The 14,752-nt window shown below is 66.5% G+C and carries 13 protein-coding genes; 12 read left to right on the top strand and 1 reads right to left on the bottom strand.

The genetic code is table 11. The features are described 5' to 3' along the window. The first annotated feature begins 81 nt into the window (after positions 1-81). From ccoN to ACR652_RS06420, 10 genes are all read left to right on the top strand, one after another. A complete protein-coding gene (gene ccoN / locus ACR652_RS06375) occupies positions 82-1,737 on the top strand; it encodes a cytochrome-c oxidase, cbb3-type subunit I (RefSeq protein ID WP_434505682.1) in 1,656 nt (551 codons plus the stop codon). A gap of 14 nt (positions 1,738-1,751) precedes the next feature. Next, positions 1,752-2,507, top strand: a complete 756-nt coding sequence (ccoO, locus tag ACR652_RS06380; protein ID WP_434505683.1) for a cytochrome-c oxidase, cbb3-type subunit II — start codon at positions 1,752-1,754, stop codon at positions 2,505-2,507. Positions 2,508-2,511: 4 nt separating this feature from the next. Then, positions 2,512-2,700, top strand: coding sequence for a cbb3-type cytochrome c oxidase subunit 3 (locus ACR652_RS06385; protein WP_434505684.1), 189 nt, complete (start codon positions 2,512-2,514; stop codon positions 2,698-2,700). Next, positions 2,693-3,583, top strand: a complete 891-nt coding sequence (ccoP, locus tag ACR652_RS06390) for a cytochrome-c oxidase, cbb3-type subunit III (RefSeq protein ID WP_434505685.1) — start codon at positions 2,693-2,695, stop codon at positions 3,581-3,583. Before ACR652_RS06385 ends, ccoP begins: the two co-directional genes overlap by 8 nt. 144 nt (positions 3,584-3,727) lie before the next feature. Further along, entirely contained in the window at positions 3,728-5,170 is a 1,443-nt protein-coding gene (gene ccoG, locus ACR652_RS06395) for a cytochrome c oxidase accessory protein CcoG (protein ID WP_434505686.1), read from the top strand. Positions 5,171-5,191: 21 nt separating this feature from the next. After that, positions 5,192-5,728: a FixH family protein gene (locus ACR652_RS06400; RefSeq protein ID WP_434505687.1), complete on the top strand. Its 537-nt coding sequence runs from the start codon at positions 5,192-5,194 to the stop codon at positions 5,726-5,728. A 37-nt stretch (positions 5,729-5,765) separates the two neighbouring features. After that, complete coding sequence (locus ACR652_RS06405) at positions 5,766-8,069, top strand: heavy metal translocating P-type ATPase (RefSeq protein WP_434505688.1); 2,304 nt, start codon at positions 5,766-5,768, stop codon at positions 8,067-8,069. Beyond that, positions 8,066-8,221, top strand: coding sequence for a cbb3-type cytochrome oxidase assembly protein CcoS (gene ccoS / locus ACR652_RS06410; RefSeq protein ID WP_434505689.1), 156 nt, complete (start codon positions 8,066-8,068; stop codon positions 8,219-8,221). The genes ACR652_RS06405 and ccoS overlap by 4 nt, the downstream gene beginning before the upstream one ends. Next, positions 8,218-9,288, top strand: coding sequence for an MFS transporter (locus ACR652_RS06415; protein WP_434505690.1), 1,071 nt, complete (start codon positions 8,218-8,220; stop codon positions 9,286-9,288). The genes ccoS and ACR652_RS06415 overlap by 4 nt, the downstream gene beginning before the upstream one ends. 116 nt (positions 9,289-9,404) lie before the next feature. Then, positions 9,405-10,763, top strand: a complete 1,359-nt coding sequence (locus ACR652_RS06420; protein WP_434505691.1) for an MBL fold metallo-hydrolase RNA specificity domain-containing protein — start codon at positions 9,405-9,407, stop codon at positions 10,761-10,763. A gap of 3 nt (positions 10,764-10,766) precedes the next feature. Here ACR652_RS06420 and ACR652_RS06425 read toward each other — a convergent pair whose 3' ends face one another. Next, on the bottom strand, positions 10,767-13,031 hold the full coding sequence (locus ACR652_RS06425) for a transglycosylase SLT domain-containing protein (protein ID WP_434505692.1): 2,265 nt from the start codon (positions 13,029-13,031) through the stop codon (positions 10,767-10,769). Between the two features lie 209 nt (positions 13,032-13,240). On the opposite strand from ACR652_RS06425, the gene dapA reads away from it, so the two are divergent. Continuing rightward, on the top strand, positions 13,241-14,134 hold the full coding sequence (dapA, locus tag ACR652_RS06430; RefSeq protein WP_434505693.1) for a 4-hydroxy-tetrahydrodipicolinate synthase: 894 nt from the start codon (positions 13,241-13,243) through the stop codon (positions 14,132-14,134). 36 nt (positions 14,135-14,170) lie between these two features. Continuing rightward, positions 14,171-14,647, top strand: a complete 477-nt coding sequence (gene smpB, locus ACR652_RS06435; protein WP_434505694.1) for an SsrA-binding protein SmpB — start codon at positions 14,171-14,173, stop codon at positions 14,645-14,647. Positions 14,648-14,752 lie beyond the last annotated feature (105 nt).

The following is a 14,752-nucleotide window of genomic DNA, read 5'->3' on the forward strand; positions in this document are numbered from 1 at the left end:
GGCGGCTGTGCAATGCTCTACTGGCGTTGGCGAACTCTCGCATCCACAAGAATTGCGGAAACCTCCAGAGGATAAAAGATCATGGAGCGCCCCCCTCTCATCGCGAAACATATGACCTTCGGCGAGAAATCGCTGATCGCGATTTTCGCCGCACTCGCGATTGCGGCTGGCTACATTGCGTCGAGGGCCTATACGCCCGCCTTTGCCTTCCATGCCGCGCTCTTCTCGCTCGGCTCCATCGGCGCGGTGGCCGCGATTGTCCTTCGGTACCGCGCGCGCGACGCGCAGCCGGCGCCGCTGATGATCGACGGGCGGCCGAATTACAATTACGGGCCGATCAAATTCGCGTCCATCGCCTCGCTGTTCTGGGGCGTCGCGGGGTTCATTGTCGGGCTGTATCTCGCGCTGGAGCTCGCCTTCCCGGTCTTCAATCTCGATCTGCCCTGGATCAATTTCGGGCGGCTGCGGCCACTGCACACGTCGGCGGTGATTTTCGCCTTCGGCGGCAATGCGCTGCTCGCAACGTCCTTCTACGTGATGCAACGAACCTGCCGGGCGCGAATGGCGGGCGATCTCGCGCCGTGGTTCGTCGTGCTGGGGTATAATTTCTTCATCGTCATCGCGGGCACGGGCTATCTGCTCGGCGTCACGCGCGGGCATGAATACGCCGAGCCTGAATGGTATGCGATCCTTTGGCTCGTCGTGGTCTGGGTGACCTATCTGCTCATCTATCTCGTCACGCTCGCGCGCCGCACCGAGCCGCATATCTATGTGGCGAACTGGTTCTACCTGTCCTTCATCGTGACGGTGGCGGTTCTGGTGCTCGGCAACAACGCCGAGATTCCGGTCTCGATCTTCTCGCCGCAGTCCGTCATCGTGTGGGCGGGCGTGCAGGACGCGATGATCCAGTGGTGGTATGGCCACAACGCCGTGGGCTTCTTCCTCACCACGGGCTTTCTGGGGATCATGTATTACTTCATCCCCAAGCGCACGGGCCGGCCGATCTATTCCTACCGGCTCTCCATCGTGCATTTCTGGTCGCTGATCTTCCTCTACATTTGGGCGGGACCGCACCATCTGCAATATACGGCGCTGCCCGACTGGGCGCAGACGCTGGGTATGGTGTTCTCCGTCGTGCTGTGGATGCCCTCCTGGGGCGGCATGATCAACGGTCTGATGACGCTCTCCGGCGCCTGGGACAAGCTGCGCACCGACCCCGTGCTGCGCATGCTGGTCGTGTCGGTCGCCTTTTACGGCATGTCGACCTTCGAGGGTCCGCTGATGTCGGTGAAAGCGGTGAACGCGCTCTCCCATTACACCGACTGGGGCATCGGCCACGTGCATTCGGGCAGTCTCGGCTGGGTGGCCTTCGTGACCTTCGGCGCGCTCTACTGCCTGATCCCCTGGGTGTTCAACCGGCAGCTCTATTCGCTCAAGCTCGTCAACTGGCACTTCTGGATCTCGACCATCGGCATCGTTTTCTACATCACGTCGATGTGGGTGGCTGGCATCATGCAGGGCCTCATGTGGCGCGCCTACACGCCGCAGGGCTTCCTCGAATACTCCTTCGTGGAGACCACCGAGGCGCTGCATCCGGAATATGTCATCCGCGCGATTGGCGGCGGCCTCTTCGTCATCGGCGCGCTGATCATGGTCTACAACATCTACAAGACCCTCGCCTCGCCTGCGCGTGAAGCGTCGCAAGACGTCGCCGTGTCGCCCATGCCGGCCGAGTGAGGAGGAGGAACATCATGTCGCAACCCTCTCAACATACGCCCGCGAGCGGCGGGCTCCAGAAGCTCCTCGAAACCAATTCGATCCTGATGATCGTCGGCATTCTGCTGCTGGTGTCGGTCGGCGGAATCGTTGAGATCGTGCCGCTGTTCTATCTGAAGAACACGATCGAGAAGGTGGAGGGCGTCCGTCCCTATTCGCCCCTCGAACTCGCGGGCTACAACATCTATGTCCGCGAGGGCTGTTACGTCTGCCACTCGCAGATGATCCGGCCCCTGCGCGACGAAGTGGAGCGGTACGGCCATTATTCTCTCGCGGCCGAGAGCATGTATGACCATCCGTTCCAGTGGGGCTCGAAGCGCACGGGACCCGATCTCGCGCGCGTCGGCGGCAAATATTCGAACGACTGGCAACGCGACCATCTGCGCAATCCGCGCGCCGTGGTGCCGCCCTCGATCATGCCGGGCTATCCCTTCCTCGCGGCGACGCCGCTCAAGGCCGAGCATGTGCAGGAGCAGATGAAGATGCTGCGCGTCGTGGGCGTGCCCTATACCGACGTGCAGATCGAAAATGCGGGCGCCGATCTTCTGGCGCAGTCGTCTCCGGACGCGCCGGGCGCGGCTGAAGTGGCGTCGCGCTATCCCAACGCGGTTTCCGCCGATTCGTCGTCGAAGACCGGCCCGACGGAGGAGGACGCGCTCGTCGTCTATCTCCAGCATCTGGGCGTCTCCGTGGATTTCAAAATCTACGACGACAAGGCGAACGTCAGGTGATCGCATGAACGCCGGAACCGCCGAAGCGCTATCGACCTATGAAAGCTGGCGGGCCTTCGCGGCCCACTGGGGTCTGATGTTCTTCGGCGTCATTTTTCTGTGCGCCGTCGCCTACGCCTTCTGGCCCTCGCGCCAGCGGCAGTTCGAGCAGGACGCACGCATTCCCTTCCGAGAGGACGACGACGATGTCTGAGGACACGTTTGACAAAGGCAAGGTCCGCATTGACGAGGTCAGCGGCACGCCGACCACCGGCCATAAATGGGACGGCATCGAAGAACTGAACACGCCGCTGCCGCGCTGGTGGGTGTGGACCTTCGCGGTGACGGTGATCTGGGGCGTCGCCTATACGATTGTCTATCCCGCATGGCCGACGCTGTCCGGCGGCACGCAGGGTCTGACGGCGTGGCATTCGCGCGAGCAGGTGGCCTCCGAAGTGGCCGATCTGCAGGTGCAACGCGGCCCCGTGCTCGACAAGATCAAGGACGCGCCGCTCGACAAGATCGAGGCCGATCCGGAACTGCTCGCCGCCGCCCGCACCGTCGGCAAGGTGGCGTTCGCGACCAACTGCGCCTCGTGCCATGGCGCGGGCGGGCAGGGCGCCAAGGGCTACGCCAATCTCAATGACGACGACTGGATTTGGGGCGGCAAGCTCGCCGACATCAAGCAGACGATCGAGCATGGCGTGCGCTGGGACGCCGACAAGGCGACCCATGTCTCCGCCATGCCGGCCTTTGGCCGCGACGGCATTCTGACGCCCGAGCAGATTTCCGTCGTCGCGGATCATGTCCGCACTTATGCGGAAACGCCGGATTCGGACGCGCCGACGCCCGAGGGCGAGAAGCTCTACGCCGAGAATTGCGCCGCCTGTCACGGCGTGGAGGGCAAGGGCAATCCCGAGCTTGGCGCGCCGGCGCTTTATGACCAGGTGTGGCTCTATGGCTCCGACAAGCCGTCGGTCGTTTCGCGCATCGTCAATGGCGGCGGCGCGGTGATGCCGGCCTGGAAGGGCAAGCTCGACGACACGACGATCAAGGCGCTCACCGTCTACGTGCATTCGCTCGGCGGCGGGCAGTAAAGGCGGGGCCGCCCCCTCCCAATCCCTCCCCCGCTTCGCGGGAGAGGGAGCCGATTGGCGCCGTCATCGACACTCTCGATCATGAGCGTCCCCTCTCCCGCGAAGCAGGGGAGGGGAGGGGGCCTCGCAGGAAAGAGCAAAGCCATGTCCATCCACGATACGCTCACAGACGAACACATCGTCGAGGAAGCGCGCAGGATTTACCCCAAGAAGGTCGACGGACATTTCCGCCACATCAAATGGGGCATCCAGTTCGCGACGCTCGCCATCTATTACTTCCTGCCTTTCGTGCGCTGGCATCGCGGGCCGGACGCGCCCAGTCAGGCCGTGCTCGTCGACTTCCCGCATCGGCGCTTCTACTTCTTCTTCATCGAAATCTGGCCGCAGGAAGTCTATTACCTCACCGGCCTGCTGATCATCGCGGCGCTCACGCTGTTCCTCATGAACGCTGTGGCCGGCCGCATCTGGTGCGGCTACATGTGTCCGCAGACCGTGTGGACAGACTTCTACATGACGACCGAGCGCTGGATCGAGGGCGACGCCCGCGACCGCATCCGGCTCGACAACGGACCGTGGACGGTCGACAAGATCCGCAAGAAGTTCGCCAAGCATTTCGTCTGGATTCTCATCGCGTGGTGGACCGGCGGCGTCTGGGTGCTCTACTTCGCCGACGCGCCGACTCTCGTCTACAAGCTCGCGACCTTCCAGCCTGGGGTCGGCGAAGCCTATCTGTGGATCGGCATTCTCACCTTCACCACCTATATCTTCGCTGGCTGGATGCGTGAGAAGGTCTGTCTGCACGCCTGTCCCTGGCCGCGCATTCAGGCCGCGCTGACCGACGAATATGCGTTGAACGTCACCTATCGCTTCGATCGCGGCGAGCCGCGCATGTCGGCGAAAGCGGCGACCGCCGCGCGCGCGGCGGGGGCGGCCGCGGGCGATTGCGTCGATTGCGGCCAGTGCGTCGCGGTCTGCCCGACGGGCGTCGACATCCGCAAGGGCGCGCAACTCGGCTGCATCCAGTGCGGCCTGTGCATCGACGCCTGCGACTCCATCATGGAGAAGCTGCATCGACCGACGCGGCTGATCGCCTACGACACCGAGATGAACCTCAAGCGGCGCGAATGCGGGGAAGCCCCGATCTACAAGCCGCTGCGCGTGCGGACTGTCTTCTACGCCGTGCTCATCCTCGCGATCGGCGGCTTCATGTCGGTGATGCTCGCCACGCGCGACGACATGCATGTGAACGTGCTCCATGATCGCAATCCGCTTGCCGTGCGGCTGAAGGACGGCGGCGTGCGCAACGGTTACACGCTCCGATTCTCCAACAAGAAGCCGGATGTGCGTCGCTTCGTGCTGTCCGTCGCGGGTGTTCCGGGTGCGCAGACCGAGGTCGTCGGCGTTCCCGCCGACGCCAAGGGCAAGGTCACGATCGAGGTGGGGGCGGATCAAACCCGCGAGGCGCGCGTTCTGCTCTCGACCCACGGCGCGGCCGCTGCAAAAGGCCAGACGCCCGTCGTCTTCACCGTGACTGACGCCGCGACGGGCGCCGCCATCGAGGTGAAGGACGTTTTCATCACGCCGTGAGGTCCGCCGATGAGCATGGTCATGAGCAATCGACTCGAGAACCAGAATGAGCCGGATCGCTTTTCGGATTACGAGGCCGGCGGCAGGCCGCTCAATGGCTGGAAGGTGCTGGCGATGATCGTCGGCTTCTTCCTTGTCGTGGGCGTCGTCGACGGGCTGATGATCTACAAGGCGCTCGGGACGTTTTCCGGCGAGGTGACGCCGCACCCCTATGAGCGCGGCCTCGCCTACAACAAGGACATTGCGCAGGCCCGCGCGCAGGCGGCGCGCGAGTGGAAAGTCGATGTGACGCTGTCGCGGATCGCGCCGGGCGAGAGCGAGATTCGCGTCGTCGCGCGCGACGCCGCTGGCGCAAACGTCACGGGCGCGGAAATGACCGCGCTGTTCGCCGCGCCGGCCGATCTGGCGAAAGACGTTCGTGTGAAGCTCGGCGAGACCGCGCCGGGCCGCTACGCGGCGGCGGTGAAGCTTCCCAAAGGCCAGCGCGATCTCGTCTTGACGGCGGCGCGCGACGGGCGTGAAGTCTTCCGCTCGAAGAGCCGGATCAACATGGAGTAGAGGGCGCTTCTTCAGCGCCTGCGAGGGGAACGCCCGCATGACCGCCGCTTTCGACTATGTGTCATTGGTGACCAGCGCTCCGGATGGCGCGCGGCGTTTCGAGGCGGCGATCGACGGGATGACCTGCGCGGCCTGCATCGGCGAAATCGAGCACGGACTCGCCGATCTGCCGGGGCTGGAGACAGCCAGGGTCAATTACACGGACCGCCGCCTGCTGCTGGAATGGCGGGACGACTCCTTTGATCTCACACGCGCCTTCGAACGCCTGCGCCGCATGGGCTACACGGTCCATCCCTTCGAGCTTGCCGAAAGCGAGCGCGAGGAGACCGAGACCGCGCGCTGGCTTCTGCGCTGCCTCGCCATCGCGGGCTTCGCCTCGATGAACATCATGTTGCTGTCGGTTGGCGTGTGGGTCGGCGGCGGGGAGGGCGGCGACATCGATCCGTCGACCCGCGATCTCTTCCACGGCGTGTCGGCCCTGATCGCCCTGCCAGCGGCGGCGTTCGCGGGCCAGCCCTTCTTCAGAAGCGCCTTCGCCGCGTTGCGGGGCGGGCGGCTCAATATGGATGTGCCGATCTCGCTCGGCGTGCTGCTCGCGCTCGGCATGTCCGTCTATGAGACGCTGACCCACGCCGAGCACGCCTATTTCGACAGCGCGGCGATGCTGCTGACCTTCCTGCTGCTCGGCCGCTTCCTCGATCACGCCAGGCGCCGCAAGACGCGCGCCGTCGCCGCCAATCTCGCGGCGCTGCGCGCGCCGCTGGCCTGCCGCCTGTCCGCGGACGGTTCGGAGACGCTGACGCCGCTGGCCAAAATCGAGCCGGGCGATCTCGTGCTGTCGCGGCCCGGCGAGCGCCTGCCGGTCGACGGCGTGGTCGAAAGCGGGGCGTCGCAGCTCGATGAGAGTCTCATCACCGGCGAGACGCAGCGCCGCGCCGTGAAAGCCGGCGATCAGGTTTACGCCGGATGCATGAATTACGACGGCGCGCTGACGATCCGGGTCGCATCGGCGAAGGGCGCGGCTCTGCTCGACGATATCGAGCGGCTGCTGGAAAAGGCGACGAATGCGCGCTCGCGCTATGTGCGCCTTGCCGATCGCGTCTCGCGCCTCTACGCGCCGATGGTGCATGTCGCCGCGCTCTCCACGGCGCTGTTCTGGCTGTGGCGCGGCGCGAGCGAGCATGACGCGCTGATCACAGCGATCTGCGTGCTCATCATCACCTGCCCCTGCGCGCTCGCTCTGGCGGTTCCGGCCGTGCAGGTGGTGGCGAGCGGCGCGCTGTTTCGCGCCGGCGTGCTGCTCAACAGCGCCGACGCCATCGAGCGTCTGGCCGAGGCCGACGTCGTCGTGTTCGACAAGACCGGCACGCTGACGACGCCCGAGCCCAGGGTCTCGAACGTGGCCGACATCGACCCGGCGACGCTCGATCTCGCCGCCCGGCTGGCCCGCGCCAGCAGCCATCCGCTCGCGCGCGCGGTCGCTCAGGAACGGCCGACAGGCGCGGCGCTCGCGGCGCGGGAGGAACACGGGCAGGGCGTCTCGGCCACGGTCGACGGCGTCGAGGCGCGGCTGGGCTCGGCCCGTTTCTGCGGGCTGGAGGCGGAGGCCGCGCAGCTCGGGGCGCTGGACGCGGATGTGTCCTTCGTCGCGTTCCGCCACGGCGAGACGACCGCGCTGTTCCAGATCCGACAGGCGCTGCGCAGCGATGCGGTTGAGATGATCGCGGCCCTGAAGGCGCGCGGCTACGCCCTCGAAATCTTGTCCGGCGATCGCGTCGACGCGGTGGAGACGATCGCGCGCGCGCTCGACGTCACGCAGTGGTCCGGCGCGCTGAAGCCCGCTGACAAGGTGGCGCGCCTCGATGCGCTGCGCGCCGAGGGCCGCAAGGTTCTGATGGTGGGCGACGGTCTGAACGACGCGCCGGCGCTCGCGTCGGCCTATGTCTCGATCTCGCCGATCGACGCAACGCAGATCACGCAGGCGGCGGCCGATGCGGTGTTCCTCGGCGAGCGTCTCGCGCCCGTCGTAGCGACGCTGGATCTCGCCCGCAAGGCGCGGCGCCTGATGCGCGAGAATCTGGGTCTGTCGGTGATCTACAATGTCTTCGCCGTGCCGCTCGCCATGGCGGGATGGCTCACGCCGCTGATCGCGGCGGCGGCCATGTCGGGCTCGTCCATTCTGGTGACGCTGAACGCGCTGCGCGCCGGCCATGGAGGGGCAGGGAGGGGGCTTGTCGGCTCCGACGCGCCCGCCTCTCAACCGCCCGCTCCGGAAGGTGAGCAGATCGCCGGTCTCACTCAGGCGGACGGGACGCCGACAAGCATGGAACCTGCCGAATGACCGTGCTTCTCTTTCTCATCCCGCTCGCATTGCTGCTCGGATTGACGGCGCTGGCGGGCTTCATGTGGTCGCTGAGGAGCGGGCAATTCGATGACCTCGACGGGGCCGCGCATCGTGCGCTGATGGACGATGACGTCGAGGAGGAGAAGTGAGCCAGGACGACGCCGACATGCGGCTCGGGGCGCTGTACTGCGCCTGTCCGGCGTCCGTGCAGCGGGCCAATGTCACGGATAATCGCCTGACGCTCGCCGGCGCCTTCGGGCTGGCGGTGCTGGCGCAGGCGCTCGTGCTCACGGTCCTGCCGGAACAGAGCCGCTTGATGGCGCCAACGGTCGAACGCATCGGCTGGCCCTTTGCGTTGCTACTGATCGGCGCCGCGCTGGCGAGTTTTCCGGCGGCGATGCTGGTCGATTCCTTTGGCCGGCGCGCGGCGTTCGGGCTCGGCGCGAGTCTCGGCGCGGCCGGCGGCGCGCTCGCCGCCTTTGCGATTGCAAAGAGCAATTTCTTCGGCCTGTGTCTCGGCGCCTTCTGGCTTGGGCTCGCCCAGGGTTTCGCCCTGTTCTATCGCCATATCGCGGCGCAGGGCTCCGCGCGCGGAAGCCTGATGGTGCTTGCCGGCGGCGCCGGAGCGGCGCTGCTGTCGCCGCTCGCCGTATCGCTCGCCGCGAGCCCGGCCGCGACATTGCTGACGGCCTCGGGTCTGCACATCGCCGCCCTCGGGCTCGCCGTGAGAATGCCGCATGCTGTTTCTTCTCCGGGCCGTTCGTCGCGGCAGGCCAGCCTCTCGCGCGGCTTCGTCGTCGCGACCATCGCCGGCGCCGTCGCCTGGTTCATCATGTCGGCGGGCATGTTGCACGGGCCGCTGACGCTTGCCGTTTGCGCGGCCGGCCCGGCCTTCATCGGCGGCGCCATGGGCTGGCATCTGTTCTCGATGTATGGTCCCGCCGCCGTCGCTTCCTATCTGCCGGGCATGTTCCCGCCCTTGCCCACGCTCGGCGCCGGCGTTGCCGTCATGCTCGCGGGCGCGGGGGCGGTTCATGCGGGCTTTTCCATTGCGAGCGTCACACTCGGCCTTCTCGCCATCGGCGTCGGCTGGGGCGCCGTGAATGTCGCGGCGCTGCGCCTGCTGCATGAAGGCGCCCCGCCGTCGCGCACGGCGCTGGCGCTTCACGACCTCTGCCTGCTCGGCGCAGCAGCGGCTGGCGCGCTGGCGTTTTAGAATTGCGTCAGGCGTTCTTGAAGGCGGCCGCGCGCTGAAGCGATCGCTCCGCGCCGGGCGTGACAGTCGCGCCGGTCGGAACTAGGCTGCGATCCTTGATTGCAGCGAGATCGGGCATGAATCTCCATTTTTTCGGCGCGGCGGGAACGGTCACCGGTTCGAGATATCTCCTCGAAAGCAAGGGCGACCGCATTCTCGTCGATTGCGGCCTGTTTCAGGGGCTCAAGAACCTGCGTCTGCGCAATTGGGCGCCATTTCCGGTCAAGCCGAAAAGCATCTCGGCGGTCATTCTCACGCACGCCCATCTGGATCATTCCGGCTTTGTGCCTGCCCTGGCGCGCGACGGATTCGACGGGCCGGTCTATTGCTCGAAAGCCACGCGCGAACTGTGCAAGATTTTGCTCGCCGACGCTGCGCATCTGCAGGAGCAGGACGCCGCATACGCCGAGCGGCGCGGCTTCTCGAAACATCGCCCGCCCTTGCCGCTCTACGACACGCAGGATGTGAAGCGCGTGCTGAGGGCGTTCTCTTCTCTGTCGTTCGGCGACAACCACGATTTGCGCGAGGGACCTTCGGTGCGGCTGCGTCGCGCCGGCCATATCCTCGGCGCGGCGATCGTCGAGGTGAACTGGAAGGGCAGGCGGATCGTCTTTTCCGGCGACCTCGGCCGGTATGACGATCCGCTGACCGTCGACCCGGAGCCCGTGCATGCGGCGGATTATCTCATCGTCGAGTCGACCTATGGCGACCGTTTGCACGAGCCGCGCGACGCGCAGGAGGCGATCGGGGCCGTGATCGAGCGCACGATCGCCCGTGGCGGCACGGTGATCGTTCCGGCCTTCGCGGTGGGGCGCGCGCAAATGCTGCTGTATTATCTCGAACGGTTGAAGTCCGCCGGGCGTCTCGCCGATACGCCGGTCTATCTCAATAGCCCCATGGCGGCGGAGGCGAGCGCATTCTTCCTGCGCCATAGCGACGACCAAAGGCTTTCGGACGAGGAGCGCCGGCGCGCCTGCGCAGTGGCGAAATACGTCGACTCCGTGGAAGAGTCGAAGGCGCTGAACGAAGACACGACGCCCAAGGTGATCATTTCGGCAAGCGGCATGGCGACGGGCGGTCGCGTTCTGCATCACATCAAGAAATACGCGCCGGACCCGCGCAACACGATCCTTTTCTCCGGCTTTCAGGCGGCGGGCACGCGCGGCGCGGCGATGGTCGCGGGCGCGCAGACCATCAAGATCCACGGCGAATATGTGTCGGTGCGCGCCGAGGTCCAAAATCTCGGCATGCTCTCCGCCCACGCCGATGCCGAGGGCCTGCTGCGCTGGATGCGAAATTTCACCCGTCCCCCGCGCATGACCTTCGTCACTCACGGCGAGCCGACCGCCGCCGATACGTTGCGGCGGCGCATACAGGACGAACTCGGCTGGCGCGCGTCGACCCCCGAGCAGATGGACTGCGTGAAGCTGTCCTGATCCTCACATCCCGAAGCGCGCGAACTGCACCTGCGGCGCGGGCGTCTGCGTGTCGCCGAACTTGGCGCGGTAGACGATGAAATTCTCCATCACCCGCTGAACGTAATTGCGCGTCTCGGTGATCGGAATGCGCTCGACCCAGTCGATGGGATCGACATTGGGCTTGCGCGGGTCGCCATAGGCGTCGATCCACTGCTTCACGCGCCCGCCGCCGGCGTTATAGGCCGCGAAGGTGAGGAGATAGGCTCCCTTGTATTCGCCCAGCAGAATGCCGAGATGCGCCGCGCCGAGTTTGGCGTTGAAAGCGGGCTCGTTGATCATGCGCGGCAGATCGAAGGCGACGCCGTGCTGATAGGCGGTGTGGCGCGCGGTGGAGGCGATCATCTGCATCAGCCCCATGGCGCCGGCGGAGGAGACGGCTTTCGGATCGAAGGCGCTCTCCTGGCGGGCGATGGCGTAGACGACCGAGCGCGACGCCGAATTGGGCAGCGCGTCGAAATTCGGCACGCCATAGGAGGGGAACGCCACGTCGTCGAGCGGAATGCCGCGATAGGACGCCGCCTTGCCGAAGACGAGCGACAGTTTCGCGTCGCGCTGGCTGGCGATCGCCTCGCCGAGCGCGGCGACCTGCCGCGCATCGGCCATGTTCTTCGCGGCGTCGAGCGCCAGCGGCGCGGCCACGTCCTTGTCGCCGGTCGCGAGCAGCAGCGCGGCGGCCCGCACCGCCTCGTGCCGCTCGTGATGCGCGGCGGCCTCGGGGGCGGGGCGGATCGGCTGGTCGTCCGCGCCGAGCTTGGCGCTGGCGAGCTGGCCGTAAAAGGTCGTGGAATGCGCCGCCGCCTGCCGATAGAAGTCGCGCGCCTTGGCGTCGTCGTCGGGCGTGCGATAGGCCTCCGCCGCGCGGCCGCGCCAATACAGCGCGCGCGATTTCTGCAGGGGCGTTTCCGCAACCTGATCGAGCGCCGCGAAATGGCGCGTCGCCCGTGACGGATCGTCGAGGAATCGCAGCGCGATCCAGCCGGCCATGAATTCCGCTTCGACCCGGTTGCTCGTCGATTCGGCGCTGTGCTGGGAGGCGATGAGATAGGCGGTGTCCGCGTCGCCCACGTCGAGCAGCTTGCGCGCCGTCTGGCGCCGCTCCGCCCACCAGGCGTCGCCGTCGATCACCCTGGCGGGGTCTGTCGGCGCCTTGCGGAACAGCGCGCCGGCCTCCGTGAATTTCTTCGCGGCGTTGAGGCTGCGGATGCGCGCGAACAGCAGGCCCGGATCATTCTGAAGCGACGCCGGAACGGCCGCGAACAGCCGTTCGCCGCCGACGCCGTTATTGGCCGCCGCGCGGGCGCGGGCGAGCAGCCCGACATCCTTGCCGGCGAGATCGGCGGCGCGCAGGCCGGGCGCGTTCTTGCCGGCATAAAGCAGCCGGTCGGAGCGGTATTTATGGTCTTCGCCCCTGAGAAGCTCGCCGAGCTCCCGGAGGAACTGGGCCTCGAAGCTCTGGGGGAGGTCATCTTCGCGCCAGGCGTCGCGGGCGAGGACGGCGGCGCCATCGAAATCGCCCTCGCGCGCCAGCGCCCGCGCCAGCACGAATTTGCCATAGGCCGTCTGCGGCCTGGTCTGCGCGAACCAGCCCTTGACGACCCTGTCCGGCTGGTGCTCGGCCACGAGCGCCTCTTCGGCGCCGCGGCGCCGCCAGTCGGCGGCCGGCCAGTCGGGATGCGCCTCGAGGAAGGCAGTGATGCGCTTGAAGCCCGCCTCATGCGAATGCAGCTTGAGCCCGACCCAGCGCGCGGCCGTGTCCGCGAGATTGGTCTGCAAATTGGCGGCGGCTTCCTCGCCGCTGGCGAAATCGCCGGCGCGGAAGGCCGCGAGCGCCGGATAGAAATTCTCGAAGTCCGGGCCAAGAAGCTCGGCCGCGTCGGGGGCGACGGCGGGTTTGGCGCGCGGCCAGCCGTCCGGCGGCGCATAGCGCGCGAGCGGCGTCAACGTGGCGTCGTCCCGGTCGAACAGGCTGGAGGGAAGCGGATGCGCCGCCTCGGTGTTCGGCGGCTCGCCGGTGACAAATCCGCGCACCGCCTCCTCGAGGCTGCCCACGCGCGCGCGCCAGGCCCCCATGCTAAACGGCACATGCGCCATCCAGCCCGCGCTTTCGCGGGGGATTTCAAGGTCGCCCACCGTGCCGAACCCCGTAAAGGCGGGCGTGACGAGGGCGATCGCGGTCGCGGAGGCGAGGAGCTTGAGGCGCATCGAAACCCGGGGTGGTAGTGTCATCCTCGTTTTGCTTTCGTCTTGCCTTCAGAGGCTGCGCTGCATTCGTTTACGAACAGTCAACCAAAAGCGTCGCCGGCTGTCTGGCGCTTTGCCGCGCCCCCTGGCGTCAGGTGGGGCTTTTCTCACAAGCGCCCAGCGGCTATGAAAGACCCTTCCATGATACGGGCGCGAATACGGCGGCTGTGAGGCGTAAGAAAGTTCCTGACTCTATGAGCAAAAAGCCGATTTTTCACGGGTCGATCACGGCGCTTGTCACGCCTTTCGCCAATGGCGAGGTCGATTATGAGGCGCTGCGCGCCCTCGTCGACTGGCAGATCGAGCAGGGAATCCATGGGCTCGTCCCCGTGGGAACGACGGGTGAAAGCCCCACGCTCAGCCATGAGGAACATGGCCGGGTGGTGACCGAGACGATCCGGGCCGCCAGGGGCCGCGTGCCGGTCATCGCGGGCGCGGGCTCCAACAACACGCGCGAGGCGATCGCGCTCGCCGGACATGCGGAGCGCGCCGGGGCGGATGGGCTGCTCATCGTCACGCCCTATTACAACAAGCCCAATCAGGAAGGGATGTACCTTCACTTCAAGGCGATAAACGACGCCGTGTCGATTCCGATCGTCATCTACAACATCCCGCCGCGCTCCGTGGTCGACATGAGTGTCGACACGATGAAGCGGCTGTCCGAGCTCAAGAACATCGTGGGCGTGAAGGACGCGACCGGCAACATCGGCCGCATTTCGCTCCAGCGCGAGGCCATGGGGCCGGATTTCATCCAGCTCTCCGGCGACGATCTGACCGCTCTGTCCTGCATGGCGGCGGGCGCGCATGGCTGCGTTTCGGTCGTCTCCAACATCGCGCCGCGTCTGTGCGCCGATCTCCAGAACGCCTGCCTGGCGGGCGACTACGCCAAAGCGCTGGAGATTCAGGACAAGCTGGTGCCGCTGCATGTCGCGACGTTCCTGGAGGCGGGCGTGACCGGGGCGAAATACGGGCTCTCGCTGCTCGGCAAGGCGCGGGAAGAGGTGCGGCTGCCGCTCGTTCCGGCGACCCAGCCGACGAAGGACCGCATCCGCGCCGCCATGATCCACGCCGGCGTCCTGCCGGCGTAAGACCGCGGACGCGTTTCTCGCTCTCAGGGACAGGTCGTGGCCGCTAAACAGGAGCCAAACCACAAGGTTGTCGCCGACAACCGCAAGGCGCGCTATCATTACGAGATTGGCGACACCTTCGAGGCCGGACTCGTCCTCACCGGCACGGAGGTGAAGTCGCTGCGCACCGGCAAGGCCACGATCGCCGAGAGCTACGCCCATGTCGACCGGCATGGCGAAGCTTGGCTGGTGAACGCCAATATCCCCGAATATCTCGCCGGCAATCGCTTCAATCACGAGCCCAAGCGGCCGCGCAAGCTGCTGCTGAAGACTCGCGAGATCGCCAAGCTCGCCCAGGCGGTGGAGCGGGAGGGCATGACCATCGTGCCGTTGAAGCTCTATTTCAACGAGAAGGGTCGCGCCAAGCTGCAGATCGCGCTCGGGCGTGGCAAGAAAATCCACGACAAGCGCGAGGTCGAGAAGAAGCGCGACTGGAGCCGCGAAAAGGGCCGGCTCATGCGCGAAAAGGGCTGAGCCGGACATCGAGCGGCGCCTTCGACGCCAGGCGCAAAGAACCCCCGCGGCCGGGAGCGCCGCGACGGCGCTCCGAATCGCGAGGGCGTGATGTGGTCCGGCGAA

Origin of the sequence: Methylocystis sp. (assembly GCF_051061225.1) — a bacterium.
Taxonomy (GTDB): domain Bacteria; phylum Pseudomonadota; class Alphaproteobacteria; order Rhizobiales; family Beijerinckiaceae; genus Methylocystis.